The 17618-nt window shown below is 60.9% G+C and carries 13 protein-coding genes; 3 read left to right on the top strand and 10 right to left on the bottom strand.

Annotated elements, in window-relative coordinates:
* Positions 1-92: 92 nt before the first annotated feature.
* The 7 genes from KGB20_RS16020 to KGB20_RS16050 all read right to left on the bottom strand — a co-directional run bounded on the left by KGB20_RS16020 (position 93) and on the right by KGB20_RS16050 (position 12036).
* Positions 93-3119 carry a multidrug efflux RND transporter permease subunit gene (locus tag KGB20_RS16020; protein ID WP_150813349.1) on the bottom strand — a complete coding sequence of 1009 codons (3027 nt, stop codon included), beginning with the start codon at positions 3117-3119 and terminating at the stop codon, positions 93-95.
* Between the two features lie 13 nt (positions 3120-3132).
* The gene (locus tag KGB20_RS16025) at positions 3133-4281 is read right to left on the bottom strand and encodes an efflux RND transporter periplasmic adaptor subunit (RefSeq protein WP_150813348.1); all 1149 of its coding nucleotides are present in this window, start codon (positions 4279-4281) and stop codon (positions 3133-3135) included.
* Positions 4282-4481: 200 nt separating this feature from the next.
* Positions 4482-5582 (bottom strand): DUF1513 domain-containing protein, encoded by a 1101-nt coding sequence (locus tag KGB20_RS16030; protein WP_090457519.1) that lies wholly within the window; start codon positions 5580-5582, stop codon positions 4482-4484.
* A 14-nt stretch (positions 5583-5596) separates the two neighbouring features.
* The gene (locus KGB20_RS16035) at positions 5597-6661 is read right to left on the bottom strand and encodes an imelysin family protein (RefSeq protein ID WP_057713455.1); all 1065 of its coding nucleotides are present in this window, start codon (positions 6659-6661) and stop codon (positions 5597-5599) included.
* A gap of 27 nt (positions 6662-6688) precedes the next feature.
* Positions 6689-8116: a di-heme oxidoredictase family protein gene (locus KGB20_RS16040; RefSeq protein WP_154860457.1), complete on the bottom strand. Its 1428-nt coding sequence runs from the start codon at positions 8114-8116 to the stop codon at positions 6689-6691.
* A 277-nt stretch (positions 8117-8393) separates the two neighbouring features.
* Positions 8394-9743 carry an imelysin family protein gene (locus KGB20_RS16045; RefSeq protein WP_154860456.1) on the bottom strand — a complete coding sequence of 450 codons (1350 nt, stop codon included), beginning with the start codon at positions 9741-9743 and terminating at the stop codon, positions 8394-8396.
* 241 nt (positions 9744-9984) lie between these two features.
* Positions 9985-12036 (bottom strand): putative bifunctional diguanylate cyclase/phosphodiesterase, encoded by a 2052-nt coding sequence (locus KGB20_RS16050; protein WP_102671210.1) that lies wholly within the window; start codon positions 12034-12036, stop codon positions 9985-9987.
* A 1255-nt stretch (positions 12037-13291) separates the two neighbouring features.
* On the opposite strand from KGB20_RS16050, the gene KGB20_RS16055 reads away from it, so the two are divergent.
* On the top strand, positions 13292-13555 hold the full coding sequence (locus KGB20_RS16055; RefSeq protein WP_090457509.1) for a DUF6124 family protein: 264 nt from the start codon (positions 13292-13294) through the stop codon (positions 13553-13555).
* Between the two features lie 193 nt (positions 13556-13748).
* On the opposite strand, the gene KGB20_RS16060 is transcribed toward KGB20_RS16055, so the two are convergent.
* The 3 genes from KGB20_RS16060 to KGB20_RS16070 all read right to left on the bottom strand — a co-directional run bounded on the left by KGB20_RS16060 (position 13749) and on the right by KGB20_RS16070 (position 15520).
* Positions 13749-14345 carry a superoxide dismutase gene (locus KGB20_RS16060; protein WP_008022038.1) on the bottom strand — a complete coding sequence of 199 codons (597 nt, stop codon included), beginning with the start codon at positions 14343-14345 and terminating at the stop codon, positions 13749-13751.
* Between the two features lie 164 nt (positions 14346-14509).
* Positions 14510-15112: a LysE/ArgO family amino acid transporter gene (locus KGB20_RS16065; RefSeq protein ID WP_154860455.1), complete on the bottom strand. Its 603-nt coding sequence runs from the start codon at positions 15110-15112 to the stop codon at positions 14510-14512.
* Between the two features lie 6 nt (positions 15113-15118).
* The gene (locus KGB20_RS16070; protein ID WP_150813343.1) at positions 15119-15520 is read right to left on the bottom strand and encodes an ACT domain-containing protein; all 402 of its coding nucleotides are present in this window, start codon (positions 15518-15520) and stop codon (positions 15119-15121) included.
* Between the two features lie 96 nt (positions 15521-15616).
* Here KGB20_RS16070 and KGB20_RS16075 point away from each other — a divergent pair, with 96 nt between their 5' ends.
* Both KGB20_RS16075 and KGB20_RS16080 read left to right on the top strand, forming a co-directional pair.
* Complete coding sequence (locus KGB20_RS16075) at positions 15617-16510, top strand: LysR family transcriptional regulator ArgP (protein ID WP_057713462.1); 894 nt, start codon at positions 15617-15619, stop codon at positions 16508-16510.
* Between the two features lie 54 nt (positions 16511-16564).
* Positions 16565-17557, top strand: coding sequence for an NAD-dependent epimerase/dehydratase family protein (locus KGB20_RS16080; RefSeq protein ID WP_150813342.1), 993 nt, complete (start codon positions 16565-16567; stop codon positions 17555-17557).
* Positions 17558-17618: the final 61 nt, after the last annotated feature.

Below are 17618 nucleotides of genomic sequence, written 5' to 3' on the forward strand. Positions count from 1 at the left end.
GGCTTGCCCTCGAAGGCGATCTGTCAGTCGACATTGAGGTTGACTGGAATGACGCCTTCGCGAGCAAGCCCGCTCCCACAGGTTTTTCTGCATCAGGGTTTATCCGGCTTGGCCAGCAAGGTGTAGACGCAGGGCAATACAAACAAGGTGAACAGGGTGCCGATCGACATGCCGGTCGCGATGACCGTGCCGATGTCGAACCGGCTGACCGCGCCAGCACCGCTGGCGATGATCAATGGCACCATGCCGAACACCATTGCCGCCGTGGTCATCAAGACCGGACGCAGCCGGATGGCCGCCGCTTCCTCCACCGCTTCCCGTGCGCTCAGGCCCTTGTCCTTGCGTAACTGGTTGGCGAACTCGACGATCAGAATGCCGTGTTTACTGATCAGCCCGATCAAGGTCACCAGCCCGACCTGGGTATAGATGTTCATGCTCGACCAGCCCAGGAACAGCGGAATCAATGCACCGCAGATAGACAAGGGCACGGTGACCAGGATCACCAGCGGGTCGCGGAAGCTTTCGAACTGGGCCGCCAGCACCAGGAAAATGATCGCCAGCGCCAGGGCAAAGGTGACCCACAGGGCACTGCCTTCCTGAACGTACTGCCTCGATGCGCCGGCGTAGTCGAAGGCAAAACCGGCGGGTGCCTCCTCCCGGGCGATCTGGCGCACGAGGTCGATGGCTTCCCCCATGCTCACCAGCGGCACGCCGGACAGGATGGCCGAGTTGAGTTGCTGGAACTGGTTCAGCTGTCTCGGTCGGGCACGGTCGGTGACGGTGATCAGGGTCGACAACGCCAACAGTTCACCCTTGGTGTTCTTCACGTAGTAATTGTTCAGCCAGTCCGGATTGTCACGGAACGGCCGCTCGACCTGGGCAATGACCTTGTAGCTGCGACCTTCAATGGTGAATCGGTTGATCTCGCCTTCACCCAGCAGGGTCGCCAGGGTCCCCCCCAGGTCCTGCATGGAAACCCCCATCTGCGCAGCCTTGGCACGGTCGATATCCACCACCACTTCCGGCTTGTCGAAGGCCAGGTCAACGTGGACAAACGCAAACTTGCCGGATTCCTTCGCACGTATTTTTATCCGGTCGACCACTTGCAGCAGCAGTTCGTAATCATTGGCGGAGTTGATGACGAACTGGAATGGCACGCCTTCGCCGGTGCCCGGCAGTGATGGCAGGTTGAATCCGAAAATCTGCAACCCCGGGATCTTTCCCAGTTTGGCCTGCACTTCGGGCAGGATCGCCATTTGCGTGCGACTGCGCTCGTCCCATGGCTTGAGCAGGAAACCGCCGATGCCCGATTGCACACCGTTGAAACCGTTGATCTGGAATGACGAGTAGTACTCGGGAAACGCCTTGAAGATCGAGACGAACTCGTCGGTGTAGGTGTTCAGGTAGTCGAGGTTGGTCGGCTGCGGGGCGTTGGCTATCATGAAAATGATGCCCTGGTCCTCATCCGGTGCCAGTTCCGACTTGGTGAAATTGAGAAGGACCGGAATCAGGCACAACACGATCACGGCGAACACCAGCACCACCGGCCGGGTGTTGAGGGTGCCGTGGAGCAGGCTTTGGTAGCGGCGCTTGAGGCGTTCGAAAGTCATGTCCAGGCGATGGGCCAGGCCGCTGGGGTTCTCGTCGTGACGCAGCAGAAACGCACACATCATCGGCGACAGGGTCAGGGCGACGATACCGGAAATCACCACCGCGCCAGCCAGGGTCAGGGCGAACTCCTTGAACAGCGCCCCGGTCAGGCCGGTCAGGAAACCGATCGGTGCATACACCGCCGCCAGGGTGATGGTCATCGAAACCACCGGCATGGCGATTTCCCGGGCGCCTTCAATGCTGGCCTCGAGCGGTGTCTTGCCTTCCTCTATGTGACGGTGAATGTTTTCCACCACCACGATGGCATCGTCCACCACCAGACCGATGGCCAATACCATCGCCAGCAGGGTGAGCAGGTTGATCGAGTACCCCATCATCTGCATGAAGAACATGACGCCGATCATCGACAGCGGGATGGTCACCACCGGGATCACCACCGAACGCAGGGCACCGAGGAACAGGAACACCACCACGATCACGATCAGCACCGCTTCGAACAGGGTCTTCACCACTTCGTCGATCGAGGCCTGGATGAACAGGGTGGCGTCGTAGGCGATTTCACCCTTGAGGTTCGGCGGTAGCTGGGCCTCCAGGTCCGGCATGATCTTGCGCACTTCCTTGATCACTTCCAGCGGGTTGGCGCCGGGCGTCGCCTTGATGCCGATGTACACCGACGGGGTGCCACCGAACGAGCTGATGGAGTCGTAGTTCTCCGCGCCCATTTCCACGCGTGCCACATCCCGCAGCAGCACACGGCTGTCGCCATCGACCTTGAGCGGAATCGTCCCGAAGGCTTCGGCGGACTTGAGTTCGGTATTGGCGTTGATGCTGGTGACCACGTATTCGCCCTTCACCTCGCCGGCGGCAGAGAGGAAGTTGTACTGACGCACCGCGTTGGTCACATCGCTGGCACTGAGGCCGAATCCCGCCAGCTTCATCGGGTCCAGCCACAGGCGCATGGCAAATACCTGGTTACCGAGGATCTCGGCTTCGGCCATGCCGGGCAAGGTCGCCAGCTTGGGCTGGATCACCCGTGACAGGTAATCGGTAATCTGCGGGTTGCTCAACTCCTTGCTGAAGTAGCTGATGTACATCAGCACTGACGCATCGGCCGACTCTTTGCTCAGTACCGGGTCTTCAGCGTCCTGGGGCAGCTGGTTCTTGACCTCGTTGGCCTTGGCCAGCAGTTCGGTAAACAGACGGTCGCTGTCGGAGCCGACGCGCGCGTAGATCGAGATCACCGAGAAGTTCTGGCGACTGACCGAGGTCATGTAGTCGATGCCCTCGGCGCTGGCCAGGCTTTGCTGCATCGGTTGGGTGATGTAGCCCTGGATGGTTTCGGCGTTGGCCCCGGGGTAGGCGGTGGTTACCGTGATCAGGGCGTTTTCCATTTGCGGGTACTGGCGTAGCGGCAGCTTGCTCCAGGCCTGGAAGCCCAGCAGTACAATCAACAGACTGACCACGGTAGCGAGAACCGGACGGCGGATGAACGGGTCGGTAAAAGCCATGGGAATTCCTTGATCAGTCCGCGCGTGGCTGGCTGTTCTGCCCGGCCAGGGTCTTGTCGTCGCTGATGGCAATGCGTGAGCCGTTATCCAGTTTGAGCTGGCCGGCGGTTACCACTTTCTCGCCGCTCTGCACGCCTTTGGTGATCATCACTTGCCCATCGCGGCGTTCGCCGGTCTCGACAAACCGCCGTTCGGCGATCAGCACCGGTTGGCCCTTGTCGTCCTTTACCAGGCTGCCATCCTCGGCTTTCTTTGGTACGGCCACATACACCGAGTTGCCGTAGAGCGTGTAGGTAATCGCGCTTTCCGGCACCACGATGCGCGGTTGCGGGTCGGGCAGGAGCACCTGGAGGCTGGCGAACATGCCTGGCATCAACTTGCCATCGGGGTTGGCGAGGGTGGCGCGGACCTGCACGTTACGGGTGCTGTTCTCGACTTTAGGGTTGATTGCACTGATGGTGCCGGGGTACTCCACGGTCGGATACGCCGCGACAATGACCTGCACTGGCTGGCCGAGCGCAATCTTCGGTACCGACTGCTCGGGCACAAAAAAGTCGACATACAGGCTACTGAGGTCTTGCAGGGTGGCGATCATGGTGCCACTGGCCATGTAGTCGCCAACGTCCACCTGACGAATGCCAATGGTGCCGCTGAACGGCGCGATGATGCTTTTTTTGCCGAGCGCAGCCTTGAGTTGATTGACCGTGGCCTTGCTCTTTTTCAGCACCGCCGAAAGTCGGTCGAATTCGCCTTTGGAAATGGCCTGGCTGCCGACCAGTTGGCTACCGCGACCGTAATCAAGCTGTGCCAGCCCGAGGTCGGCCAGAGCAGTTTCCAGCAGGGCACTTTCAACGGCGCTGTCGAGGCGCAGGAGTGGTTGGCCGGCCTTGACCTTCTGCCCCGACTCGAACTGGAGATCGATGACGGTGCCATCGGTCTCCAGGCTCAGGTCCACCCCCTGCAATGCCTTGAGCGTGCCAACGGTAGGCAGGCGGGCTTGCCATGGGCGCTCGATGGCGGTGGCCACGGCAACGCTGATCGCCGGTCTAGGCGCAGAGAAGCCTTGAACCATCGTGTAGATAGAGAAAGCTTTGTACGCGGCCAGGACCAGCACAATCAGTAGAACCACACCCAACATGATCAGCATGCGGCGACGCAGCATATTCCAGTTCCTTGGAGAAAATCAGGTGAGACAGCGGGGAACATTACCGGGAGTGTAGAGGGTAATCTAACTGCCGTTTTTACAGGTTGTGAGGTATTAGAGGGGTGAAAGCCTGAAAAAATTCGCCGCCTCGGGTCGCGCCTGCGGGGTGTAGGTCATCCCGATGCAGGCGCGGCCCAAGGCGGCGATTTTTCAATGATTCAGGCCATCAGGTGCAGATGGTTGTCCCAGAGCCCTGCGGGTAGCTCCAGCGGTTTTGCAACAAGGTTTGTCTGGCGGCAGTCGTAGTAACGGCAGCGTCCCTGGCCCGAGGTCACGACAAAACCATCAGCCACGGCGCCGACGCCGGCGCAATCGGGCAGTGGCGCGTCCAGACGTACTTCACCGCTGTCCAGGTCCCAGATGAAAAAGCGGTTGCCCCGCGGTGCGGTCAACGCCACCAGGCGCAAGTCGCTGTGTACTGCGACGCTGGCGGTGTAGTGTCCCATGGCCTGCAACTGGTGCTCGGGTACCGGGAACGCGACGAAGGGCTGACCGGGGCGCTTGATCGCCAGCAACTCCGACGACTCGTGGGCCGCACCCATGAACTGCTGGCTGGCGACGATGGTGCCGTCGCTGGCGATGGCCAGATGACGCACGCTGTTCATCTGCTGGGCGAGGGTTTCCTTGCTCAGCAGGGTGCCGTCGCGGTGCATCAGGACCAGGCTCGGTTCCATGGCGTTGAGGTTCATCTCTACCCGGCTTTCGGCCTCGGTGCGAATCCCGCCGTTGGCCACCACCAGGGTTTCGCCATCGGGCATCCACGACACCTGATGCGGACCGAGGCCGTGGGTGGAAATCTCACCACTGTGCACCAGCCGTTCGCCTTCGAACTTATACACGCCGAGCAGGCCGCGGCCCGGATCGGAGGTGTCGTTTTCGGTGGCGTACAGCCAGTCGCCGCTGTGGTGAATGACCGCGTGTCCGTAGAAGTGCCGGTTCGGCTGTGACACCACGGTTTGCAGGAGCGCGCCGTCGCGCAGGTCGATCAGATAGCTCTCGGTGCCCGGACGGCGAGCGACGAACAGTGCAATCGGCTGTGTCGGGTGGTTGATGATGTCGTGGCAACGCTGGCCGACCCGGGTGGCGAACACTTGGGTGCCATCGAGCCGATAACCGACGGCGTAATGCTGGCCGTCGGTGTCGTCCCGTGCAGAAAGCAACAACGGACTCCTGTCCTTTTGCTTGAACAGCTTCCAGCCGCCCAGCGTCACTGCACCCAGCAGCAAACTACCTAATGTCAGAACCTGGCGTCGCAGCATGGAACCGGCCCTCATCAGTCACCGTCGTTGGCGTTGAAGCCCAGCTGGATGCCCAGTGCCTTGGCCAGATCGGCCTCGTGCAGGCGATGGACGACGTTGAGACTGTCATACAGCTCGTTGAGTTGCTGGCGGCCGGCCTCGTCATTGAGCATGTCGGTCAGCGAGCGCTGGTTGCCGGCGAACAGTTTCAGCGAGGCGGCATAGGCTGCATCGATCTTGTCGGCCAACGGCTTCTGCTCGCTCGGCAACAGGCCGCGCAGGCCTTTGTTATCCACACCTTCCCACACGGTCCTGGCGGCCGCGAGGCTGGCTTCGAGGCTGGTCAGGGACGCCTGGCTGCGCCATGCATCGGCCTGGAACGGTTGCGGCACGCCCTTGCTCTGGCGGCCCATCGGCGTGCCGAGTTTTTTCTTCAGGGTGTCGATGGCGGTGACTTGCACGCGCAGCAGATCGGCGATCGCCTCATGGGAGTCCGCGTAGCGCTGGTTCGGGAACTTGCTCATTTGCGCGAGCATGCCGTCGGTGTTGTTCCAGGTTTGCAGAATTTCTTCGGCCAATTGCTTCTGGCGTTCGCCGATGGCGATCAGCAGCGGGCAGTATTTGCTCTTCTGCTCAGCGTTGGCCACGTCGGGCTTGCTGTCGAACAGAATGTATTCGTAAGCCGAGAGCCCCTGTACCACGACGCTGGACTTGGCCAGGGCGGCGGCATCGATTTGCGGCTGGGCGGTGACCAGTTGCTCGACCTGACGGCCGACCAGGTTTTTCTTGTCCGGCCAGAACTGCACTTGCCACGAACGGTTGCCTTCGGCCAAAGGCCCGATCAGCAGCGGTTGCAGCTCGGCCCAGGCTTTTTGCGCATGCAGGAAGTCGGCACGGGCGGTTTCCAGGGTTTCCTTGCCTTCGCAGTAGGCGAGGGCGCTGACCGCCAATTGACGGTCGGCCTCAACCCAGCGGGTGTAGGTCGGCAGGATCACCGACTTGGCAATGGCCGCCGACGTGACCGCTTGCGGGTCCTGGGGCGAGCAGGCGCCCAGGGCGAGGGCGGCAAGGCTGGTGAACAACAGTTTGGGACGGAACATGTCGGGCTCCCGCGAGTGGAATGCGTGTTAAAGGGAATTCAGGAACGCCAGCAACGCAGCGCGTTGCTCGGCATTGAAAGACAAAACCTGTTGTTGCGCCGCAGTCGCCTCGCCGCCATGCCAGAGCACGGCTTCGAGCAGGTTCCGGGCGCGGCCGTCGTGCAGGAACTGGGTGTGGCCGCTGACCGCCTGTGTCAGGCCGATGCCCCATAACGGCGGGGTGCGCCATTCGCGGCCGCTGGCCTGGAATTCGCTACGGTTGTCGGCCAGGCCGTCGCCCATGTCATGCAGCAGCAGATCGCTGTACGGGCGAATCACTTGATTGGCCAGTTCAGGTTCGGCGGCGTTGGCGACGGTGGTGTATTTCGGTGTGTGACAGGACTGGCAACCGGCTTGATAAAACAGGGTCTTGCCGGCCAGCACTTCAGGGGCGTTGACGTCACGGCGGGCCGGTACGGCAAGGTTGCGGCTGTAGAACAGCACCAGGCGCAGGATGTTGTCGCTGACTTCCGGCTCGCCATCGGGGCCGTTGCCACTGGGTGCCTGTTTGCAGGCCGTTTGCGCGTCCGTGCAGTCATCAAGGGGCCTAAGGCTGGTTGTGAGCCCCATATCCCCCGAAAACGCGTGGACATTCTGTTGATTGAGGTTCGGTTGTCCGGCTTTCCAGCCAAATCGTCCCAGAACGGTCTTTTGCAGAGCGTCATCCCAGACCCGGTTCGGTCGCCCGCTGATGCCTTTGTTCGCCTTGGCCTGTGCCTCGGCGTTGGCCAGGATCGCCTCCTCGGGGATCGCTTCGAGCAGACCCAGGCCAATCATTGGCGGCGCCACACGGGCCGAGAAACGGGTGTCGGGGTGCATCGGGCCGTAACCCAGCTGGGTGATGTTCAGGCTCGGTTTGCGTAACTCGACTTCGGTGCCGTCCTTGAAGCGAACCGGCACGGGGGTGTAATCGACCCGCACTTTGCCTTCGGGGGCCACGCCGGGTACGGACATGTCCTGGAACTGGCCGCCGTAGACGGGCTCCGGCACCACGCCGAGCTGTTCGATGACCTTGGCATACGCCGGGGCATCGGGAATCGACAGGCGTACCAGCATCGACACCGCGTTCACATCGTCGGGCGTCGGCGGATGGCCGCGGCCGTCCTTGATGTGGCAGCCCTGGCAGGCATTGGTGTTGAACAGTGGACCGAGACCATCGCGAGCGGTCGTCGTCGACGGGGCGATCACCCAAGGGCTGCGGAAGAAGCTGTTGCCGACACTGAAATCCACACGCCGTGATGGCGGCAGGTTTGCCGAGGGCATGGAAAACGCGTTCTGATCGGTCTTGCGCACCGTCGCACTGCCGCCGGAGCGGGCTTCACCGGGTTCGGCCCGGGTGAATTTCGGGGCGTCATCGCAGGCACTCAGGCCCAGGGCCAGAAACAGTGCGGACAAGCGAAGAGGCAGCGGGGGCATCAGACATCCTGCAAGACGAGCAAAACAAGGGCGCAAAGTCTAACAGGGGATGGGAATTTGAATAAGAGGAATTATCGTTTGCTTGATGTGGGACAGGTAATTTTGCTTGCCCATAACCCTGTGGGAGCGGGCTTGCTCGCGAAGGCGGTGTGTCAGTCACCACAATTGTTGAATGTGACGCCGTCTTCGCGAGCAAGCCCGCTCCCACAAGGGCATGTGTGTAGCAGGAATGAAAAAAGCGACCCGAAGGTCGCCTTTTTCACTCAGCCAGCGTTGATCAGAATTCGTGATCAGCGTTGTCCGGGTTCAGGTCGGCGATACCCAGTTTGCCAGCGGCGGCTTCGATCGAACCGGTCTGCTTGACCAGGGACGCGATGGCGTCACGGACGATCTGGTTGCCTGCGGTGTTGCCGGCAGCGATCAACTGGTCGTAGTGCTCGCCCTTGTTGGCGTGGTCGACCATGACCTGAAGCTTGGCTTCAGTGGCGGCCAGGTCGTCCTTGAGCGCGGTGTCGGCAGCCGGGTCGGCTTTGGCCACCAGGGACGACAGGCTGGCGCCGGTCATTTTGGTGCCATCGACGCGAGTGTATTCACCCAGGTACACGTTACGAATGCCCTTGGCATCGTAGAAGTGCGAGTTGTGGGTGTTGTCGCTGAAGCAATCCTGTTCGTCTTCCGGGGAGTTGGCTTCCAGGGAAACCTTCATGCGCTCGCCCGCCAGTTCGCCCAGGGACAGGCTGCCCATGCCGAACAGCATTTTGCGCAGGCCGGTTTCAGCCGGTTCTGCTTCCAGGGTGGCGCGGTAGTTGTCGGCCACGTTCGGCTTCCAGTTACCGACCATTTCTTCCAGATCGCTGACCAGCAGCTGGGTCACGGACTTCAGGTAGGCACGACGACGATCATTGTGACCGCCGGTAGCGCCTTTGCCTTCCAGGTAGTCCGAAGCCGGACGATTGCCGGCGCCAGGGCCGGTGCCGTTCAGGTCCTGGCCCCAGAGCAGGAATTCGATGGCGTGGTAGCCGGTGGCGACGTTGGCCTCGGAACCGCCCAGTTCGTTCAGGCTGGCGAGTTTTTCCGGGGTGATGTCTTTGACATCAACCTTGTCTTCGCCGATCTGCACTTGAGTGTTGGCGATGATGTTGGCAGTGGCACCCGGGTTGCCCAGGGCGTGTTCATAGGATTTGTCGACGTAGTCGATCAGGCCTTCGTCCAGCGGCCAAGAGTTCAGCTGACCTTCCCAATCGTCAACGATGGTGTTGCCGAAACGGAACACTTCGCTCTGCAGGTAAGGCACGCGAGCGGCAACCCAGGCAGCCTTGGCGGCTTTGAGGGTGTCGGCGTTCGGCTTGGCGAGGAAGGCGTCTACGGCGGTTTGCAGGGTCTTCGCGGTGGATTCGGCATCGCTGTAAACGGCGAAAACGATGTCGGCGTAATGGGCGACAACGGCTTTGGCGGCAGCTTCGTCGACTTTACCGGCAGCGGCAGGCGCAGTGGCTGGAGCAGCCGGGGCAGTTGCAGTGCTGGCAGCTGGCGCGGCAGCTTTTTCTTGGTCTTTACCTTCGCCGCAACCGGCGAGGGAAATAGCGATGGCCAACAGACTGGCGGTAGCCAGAGGCATACGAATCATGGCGAACATCCTGCTTCGATAGGGGTGGAGTCGTGCTATGCACACGCAAAACTGCGACATAATGCAAATCTTTCGCATTATGTGTAAAGGGTTGTACCTGTAAATATTTCTTATTCACAGAGCGCGGCTCGCAACCCTGTAGGAGCGAGCTTGCTCGCGATGAACCTGAGAACCACGCGCTCATCCCGAATGAACGCGTTATCGTTCACGACCATCGCGAGCAGGCTCGCTCCTACAGGGGTTAGAAAATAGCCGCATTGCTGCGTTGGGCCTGCTTGAGGTAAACGCCCAGTTCCCGTGCCGGCAACGGTTTACTGTAGTGATAGCCCTGACCTTCGTGGCAGCCTTCGGAAATGATGTAGGCCTCTTGCTCGGCGGTTTCCACGCCCTCGGCAATCACCTGCATGCCCAGGCTTTTGCCCAGCTGGATGATGGCGCGAACGATGGTCGCATCGTCATCGTCATCGAGCAGGTCCTGGACGAAGCTCTTGTCGATCTTGATCTTGTCCAGAGGCAGGCTCTTGAGATAGCTCAAGGACGAATAGCCGGTTCCGAAATCGTCGATGGCGATCAGCGCGCCGGAGCGGCGCAGGCTGAGCAAGTGCTGGGCCGCGGTGCTGATGTCTTCCATCAGACCGGTTTCGGTGACTTCCAGCTCCAGGCTGCGCGGTGGCAGGCGGTACATCTGCAGCAGGTTGTTGACCACCCGTGGCAGTTCGGCGTGGTGCAGTTGAACCGTAGACAGGTTCACCGCCATGCGCAGGTCGGAGAAGCCCTGGTCATGCCACTCGCGTAGTTGTTTGCAGGCCTGGTCCAGCACCCATTCGCCGATGGCGATGATAGTGCCGTTCTGTTCGGCCAGCGGGATGAACAGGTCCGGCGGCACCATACCGTGCTCGGGGTGTTGCCAGCGAATCAGGGCTTCGACGCCCACCACGCGGTTGTCGCGGTAGCTGATCTGCGGTTGATAGACGAGGTAGAACTGATTGCGGATCAACGCATCGCGCAGGTCTTTTTCCAGCTCGCGGCGGCGACGCATTTCGGTATCGACGCTGGCGATATAGAACTGATAACGGTTGCGCGAACGGGTCTTGGCCAGCGTCATGGTCTGCTCGGCCTTTTGCAGCAACTTCTCGGTGCTGTTGCCGTCCTCGGGGAACAGGGTGATGCCGATAGTGGCGCGCAGGCGGATCTCCTGATGATCGAGGGCAAACGCCGCTTCCAGGTCATCGAGAATGCTTTGCGCCAGCTCGGCGGCTTCGTAGGGCTGCTCGATATCGGCCTGGACCAGGGCGAACTGGTCGCCACCGAGGCGGGCGAGGGCGCCCAGGCGACCGCTATGACCGCGCAGGCGATCAGCCAGGGCCAGCAACAACTGGTCGCCGGTCTGGTAGCTGAACTGCTCGTTGATGCCCTTGAAGTCATCGAGGCCGACACACAACACCGCGACCCGGCGCTGCAATTTGCCGGCGTCGATGAGGATCTTGTCCAGTTGCTGCTGCAATTGCTGGCGGTTCGGCAGCCCCGTCAGGAAATCGTACTGGGACATGCGCACCAGGCTGTTTTCCGCTTCGTGGCGCAGATGGGTATTGCGTTCGATGGATTCGAGCAACTGGTTGGCGGTGTTGATCCAGATGCCCAGTTCGTTGTTCTCGTGGCCCTTGAGCAGCGGAATCTTGTGTTCGCTGGGACGATCCGGATTGATTTCCGTGAGGTGCTCGATGATCCGCGACAGCGGCTTGGTCAGCAGCCAGTGGTAGACCAGGTACAACACCAGTCCCATGGCGAGTGCGCGCAGGACGCCGGAAATGAAGATGATCACCGAGCTGACAATGAACCCTTGGCCGTAGGTGGCGGTATCGAGGGTGATGCTCAGGTCGCCGTAATACTCACTGTAGGGCCCGCGACCGACCAGTTGGGTGGTGAAGGTGCGTTCCTTGCCAAGAATCAGGTCGGTCAGCCAGCGGCTGTGGGAGTGCTGCAATTCGCGGGTTTTTTGCGCGAGCATGGCTTCGTTGGGATGGCCGATGGAGGCCTTGCGCACGGCGGCGTCCTGAAACAGGCCTTCGATCACCTGCATGCCCATTTCCCGGTCCAGGCTGTAGACGGCCTGGGTCGAGGGGTCGCGAAACATGTCGAGGATGCGTTCGGCATCGCTGGCGACGGCCTGGCGTGTTTTATAGGCATCGAACACGATCTGCGCGCAGCTCAAGACCACGCCGACGATCAATGCCGACAGGAGTACGACCCGGAGCAACTTCACCGACAAGCTGTTCTTGAGTTCCAGCTTCAAAGGGTTATTCCTTGTTCCGTGCGGGTAGCATCAAGTTGCCATGAGTATTGGCAATCCCGTGATGGCAGTCAAAGGGACAATCATCCTTGGGGGATTTTGCCTGCTGCTTGGCCGATTTGCAGTTGACCTGGCGAGTTAGCCTATTAGTACTGTGTCGGTTGTCGAGTCCTTCAACTTGAGGGGCGGGATGGAGATATTTTCCTTTTGTTTGATGTTAGTCGGCGTGGGCGGGGGAGCAAGGGGCTGGAGGCTGGTTTCATCTTGGGAGATTGGCTTCGTCCGGGTTTGGGTGGGGTACATATCCGTTTTTTTGGTAACGGCGGCTGGCGGTTTCGCCCTTACGGCGAGTCCCTTTTGTCAAACGACACAAAAGGAACCAAAAAGTCTCGCCCCGAACGTACGGCCCCTCGCCAGGGCTCGGGGTTCCTTCGCTCCGGCATTCATCCGGGGGCATCGCCCTCCGGTTGGCTTCGCTGGCACCTACATGCGATGTGTTCGACTGCGTCGAACGGCGCTGCGCGCCAATCCCCGGATGAACACCTCCACTCAGCCTGCCGAGGGGGCGGGTGGATCAAGATCAAGAGCTGCAGGCGAGCTAACGCTCGGCCTGTTGAGTGGTGAGAAGCGTGGGTGTATGCCGATCTGCCTTTGCTCGGCTCTTCTGTGGGAGCGGGCTTGCTCGCGAAGGCGGCCTGACAGCCGAAAGGTATTTCGCGGATGTACCCAGTCCCTGTGGGAGCGGGCTTGCCCGCGATGGCAGCCTGTCAGCCGACCATTTTCTCTCGGATGCCCCCCGGCCTAACTGTGGGAGCGGGCTTGCTCGCGAAGACGGCGGGACAGTCGACATTGCATTTTCAGCCACGCCCCAACATATCGTTTCCACACGCCCGCGTGGGAGTGCTGCCAGGGACGGTCCGCGTTACGTTTTGGGCGTTAGCGCGGTGTAGGAAAGCGCCAGAAGTTTCCCACGCAGTTTTCAGGTTGTCCGTCGGAAGCGGGCTGAATAACCTTTGGCTGTCGCTGAAACTCAGCGATCGGGTGTGAGAACCCGGCTACTTATGGTCATCCAGAGCCTGTGCACGCATAATCGCCGCCAGCTAATCCGCTGTCTGTAAATGCGTCATGGCGGCTGTGTGCGGGCAGACTTAGGTCTGGCCCGGGTGTCCATACCGGTTTCTCACCTCGCACATAGCTGCCACCTCTTCACCGCGTGAGAAACGGCAAGTGGTGGCCCCAGCGCTAGAGGAATGGTTTTATGGACAAATTAATCCCCGATCCCCCCTGCAACACCACCAAACCCTACAGCCCTCGCACCATGTTCATGATCGTCCCCGACATGGACACTGAAAGCCTGCTTGCCCACGCTTGTGAATCACTGGCTTCAGCCAATGTCATGGCGAGTGATTTCGCCACCTGCCTGGCTGGCCCCCAGCGCAACACGGCGCTGGCCATTTCGCAGATTGTCATGTTGGCGGAGCTGGCGGTGAATCGCGCGCTGGATAACCTCGATCCGCAGTAGTTGGCAGGCTAACCGCGTTATCGTTCTTCGCGAGCAAGCCCGCTCCCACTGGCTCGGTGGTGACCTGTGGGAGCGGCGGTGCGGCGATCCGACTTGCTCGCGAAGACGGCGGGACAATCACCACCGTCCCTTTGCTCATATTCTTTCCATAAAAAAACCCGGCACAAAGCCGGGTTTTTGTCTGGCATCGAGCTTAAGCGGTGAAGGTTTTGCCTTCGAACTGCTCAGCCACGAATTTCCAGTTGACCAGGTTCCAGAACGCTTCGACGTACTTCGGACGCAGGTTGCGGTAGTCGATGTAGTAAGCGTGTTCCCAGACGTCGCAGGTCAGCAGCGGGGTGTCGCCGTTGGTCAGCGGGTTGCCGGCGCCGATGGTGCTGGCCAGGGCCAGGGAACCGTCAGCCTTCTTCACCAGCCAGCCCCAACCGGAACCGAAGGTGCCGATGGAAGTCTTGCTGAACTCTTCCTTGAACTTGTCGAACGAACCGAAGGCCGCGTTGATGGCTTCAGCCAGTGCGCCGGTTGGTTGACCGCCAGCGTTTGGCGCCAGGCAGTTCCAGTAGAAAGTGTGGTTCCAGACCTGAGCGGCGTTGTTGAAGATACCGCCCGAGGAAGTCTTGACGATTTCTTCCAGGGTCTTGCCTTCGAACTCGGTGCCTGGCACCAGGTTGTTCAGGTTCACGACGTAGGTGTTGTGGTGCTTGTCGTGGTGAAACTCCAGGGTTTCCTTGGAGATGTGCGGCTGCAGGGCATCGTGTGCGTAAGGCAGCGGCGGCAATTCGAAAGCCATGATGATTCTCCTAGTCAGGTCAGTTGCGGTGAGCGCAAGGCCGATCACGGGCGGCCAGACAAGCGCCGGGGAGTTTGTACTCTTTGCGGCGCAGGGAGTCGGATCATAGCACCGGGGGGGCGGCATAACCACGCAACAACTGTGTGGAATAGAGGTTGTGCGAATCAGATGGCCGCGATCAACTGGAACGCTACGGCAAACATCATCACCGCCACCATCAGATCGAGAATTCGCCAGGTGCCGGGCCGGGCGAGCCACGGCGCCAGCCATGCCGCACCGAGGGCCAGGGTGAAGAACCACAGCAGCGAGGCACTGGCCGCGCCTACGACATAAGCGCCGGGCTCGGTTTGTTGGGCGCCCAGGGAGCCGATCAGCAAAACGGTGTCCAGATAGACGTGCGGGTTGAGCAAGGTCACCGCCAGCGCGCTGAGCATCACCGCCCGCAGCGAGCGTACGGTCTGGCCTTCGCCCTGCTCAAGGCTCTGCTTCGAGAAGGCCCGGCGCAGCGCCTGGCTGCCGTACCACAACAGGAACGCTGCGCCGCCCCAGCGTGCGATGGCCAACAGCGTCGGGTTCTGCGCCAGCACCGTCGCCAGGCCGAATACCCCGGCGGCTACCAACAGGGCATCGCAGGTCACGCAGAGTGCCGCCACCGGCAGGTGATGTTCACGCCGCAGGCTTTGCGCCAGGACAAACGCATTCTGGGTGCCGATCGCCATGATCAGGCCGAAGGCCACGAGCAGCCCGTTCACATAACTTTGCCACATGATTTCTTACTCCGCGTTGGCTGCCAGGTCCCGCAGCACTTGCAGGGCGCGGTCGGCGTCGGCCTGGCCGACGAACAAATGGTCGTGGTAGTAGCCGGCAATCACGTTGCAGCTGATTCCGGCCTTGCCCAATGCCGTGGCGAACGCGGCGGTCAGGCCGACGGCTTCGAGGGCCGAATGTACGTTCAAGGTGATCCAGGCGGCGATGTAGTCGAAGCTGAATCCGGCTGTTTCGGCGTGGGAACGTTCGAGAATCACGGTCAGGCCTTCCTGTTCGCGGAAGCTGCCGACAATCTCCAGATCCGTAGGCAATTTACCGTCGCGCAGGGTGCAGAACACGTATTCGCCTGCGTTGAGTTGCGGGCTCATGCTGCGCAGCAGCGTTGCCAATGAAGTTTCGCCAGCCATGTGGGTGATCCTTGTTCAAGAGTTCTTGCTGGTCATTGTCCTTGTGAAGGTTGTATAAGAAAAACCAATCTTGCTGATCGCTCATTAGGAAAACTGATGTTCGACTATAAATTGCTTTCTGCCTTGGCCGCCGTGGTCGAACAGGCCGGTTTTGAACGGGCGGCTCAGGTGCTGGGCTTGTCGCAATCGGCGATTTCCCAGCGCATCAAGCTGCTGGAAGCGCGGGTTGGTCAGCCGGTGCTGGTGCGGGCCACGCCGCCAACGCCGACGGAAATCGGTCGACGGCTGCTCAACCACGTGCAGCAGGTGCGATTGCTTGAACGGGATTTGCAAAGCCTGGTGCCGGCGCTGGATGAAGAGGGCCTGCCGGAACGCCTGCGGATCGCCCTGAACGCCGACAGCCTGGCCACTTGGTGGGCGCAGGCCGTGGGGGCGTTTTGCGCCGAACAGCATCTGCTGATGGATCTGGTGGTCGAAGACCAGACCGTCGGCCTCAAGCGCATGCGCGCCGGTGAAGTGGCGGCTTGTGTCTGCGCCAGCGAGCGGCCGGTGGCGGGTGCGCGCAGCGTGTTGCTGGGGGCCATGCGCTACCGTGCGCTGGCCAGCCCCGCCTTTATTGCCCGGCATTTTCCGCAGGGCGTACGCGCCGATCAGTTGGCCCGAACCCCGGCGCTGGTATTTGGCCCGGACGATTTCCTGCAGCATCGCTACCTTGCGTCCCTCGGCGTCGAGGGTGGATTCGAACACCATTTGTGCCCGTCCTCCGAAGGTTTTATCCGCTTGGCGGAAGCCGGTCTGGGCTGGGGGCTGGTTCCGGAACTGCAGGTGCGCGAGCAACTGCAAAGGGGTGTATTGCAGGAGCTGCTGCCAGATAAGCCGATCGATGTGCCGCTGTACTGGCATCATTGGCGTAATGGCGGCCAGCTGCTGGGGCTGCTCACCGATCAATTGGTCAGCGCATCGAAGCAATGGCTGGTGCCCTTGGACTGACGCGCAGCGTCAAGACCTCACGTAATACGCAAAACGAAATATTCGGAGCAATTCATGAAGATTCTGGTTACCGGCGCAAGCGGCTTCATTGGCGGGCGCTTTGCGCGTTTTGCCCTGGAGCAGGGCCTGGACGTGCGGGTCAACGGTCGCCGGGCCGAGAGCGTGGAGCATCTGGTACGCCGGGGAGCCGAGTTCATCCAGGGTGACTTGAGCGACCCGGAACTGGCGCGCGAGCTGTGCTCGGACGTCGAGGCCGTGGTGCATTGCGCCGGTGCTGTTGGTTTATGGGGACGTTATCAGGACTTCCATCAGGGCAACGTCCAGGTCACCGAGAACGTGGTCGAAGCCTGCTTGAAGCAACGGGTTCGGCGGCTGGTGCATTTGTCGTCGCCGTCGATCTACTTCGATGGTCGCGATCATCTGGGCCTGACCGAAGAACAGGTGCCCAAGCGCTTCAAACACCCTTACGCCGCCACCAAGTACCTGGCCGAGCAAAAAGTCTTCGGTGCCCAGGAGTTCGGTCTCGAAACCCTGGCCCTGCGCCCGCGTTTCGTCACCGGGGCCGGCGACATGAGCATCTTCCCGCGCCTGTTGAACATGCAGCGCAAGGGGCGCCTGGCGATCATCGGCAACGGTCTGAACAAAGTTGATTTCACCAGCGTGCAAAACCTCAACGAGGCGTTGCTCAGCAGTTTGCTGGCCAGCGGTTCTGCGCTGGGCAAGGCTTACAACATCAGCAACGGCACGCCGATTCCCCTGTGGGACGTGGTCAATTACGTCATGCGCAACATGGAAGTCCCACAGGTCACCCGCTACCGTTCCTACGGCCTGGCCTACAGCGTGGCGGCGCTCAACGAGGGCGTGTGCAAGTTGTGGCCGGGGCGTCCCGAACCGACGCTGTCGCGTCTGGGCATGCAGGTCATGAACAAAAATTTCACCCTGGACATCAGCCGCGCGCGGCATTATCTGGATTACGATCCCAAGGTCAGCCTCTGGACGGCGCTCGATGAATTCTGTGGCTGGTGGAAGGCCCAGGCTGTTCGCTGACGCTCGAACAACGACCCCCGACTGAACCGGATTCGGGCTTGGGGGTCAATGGTTGCGGCTG

This window comes from Pseudomonas sp. BF-R-30 (genome assembly GCF_019956175.1).
Lineage (GTDB): Bacteria > Pseudomonadota > Gammaproteobacteria > Pseudomonadales > Pseudomonadaceae > Aquipseudomonas > Aquipseudomonas jessenii.

Coding starts and splice junctions, on each gene's coding strand:
- KGB20_RS16035 (WP_057713455.1), bottom strand. CDS start 6,661: ATGTTCCGTCCCAAACTGTTGTTCACCAGCCTTGCCGCCCTCGCCCTG.
- KGB20_RS16075 (WP_057713462.1), top strand. CDS start 15,617: ATGTTCGACTATAAATTGCTTTCTGCCTTGGCCGCCGTGGTCGAACAG.
- KGB20_RS16025 (WP_150813348.1), bottom strand. CDS start 4,281: ATGCTGCGTCGCCGCATGCTGATCATGTTGGGTGTGGTTCTACTGATT.
- KGB20_RS16045 (WP_154860456.1), bottom strand. CDS start 9,743: ATGATTCGTATGCCTCTGGCTACCGCCAGTCTGTTGGCCATCGCTATT.
- KGB20_RS16080 (WP_150813342.1), top strand. CDS start 16,565: ATGAAGATTCTGGTTACCGGCGCAAGCGGCTTCATTGGCGGGCGCTTT.
- KGB20_RS16060 (WP_008022038.1), bottom strand. CDS start 14,345: ATGGCTTTCGAATTGCCGCCGCTGCCTTACGCACACGATGCCCTGCAG.
- KGB20_RS16020 (WP_150813349.1), bottom strand. CDS start 3,119: ATGGCTTTTACCGACCCGTTCATCCGCCGTCCGGTTCTCGCTACCGTG.
- KGB20_RS16040 (WP_154860457.1), bottom strand. CDS start 8,116: ATGCCCCCGCTGCCTCTTCGCTTGTCCGCACTGTTTCTGGCCCTGGGC.
- KGB20_RS16070 (WP_150813343.1), bottom strand. CDS start 15,520: ATGGCTGGCGAAACTTCATTGGCAACGCTGCTGCGCAGCATGAGCCCG.
- KGB20_RS16055 (WP_090457509.1), top strand. CDS start 13,292: ATGGACAAATTAATCCCCGATCCCCCCTGCAACACCACCAAACCCTAC.
- KGB20_RS16030 (WP_090457519.1), bottom strand. CDS start 5,582: ATGCTGCGACGCCAGGTTCTGACATTAGGTAGTTTGCTGCTGGGTGCA.
- KGB20_RS16065 (WP_154860455.1), bottom strand. CDS start 15,112: ATGTGGCAAAGTTATGTGAACGGGCTGCTCGTGGCCTTCGGCCTGATC.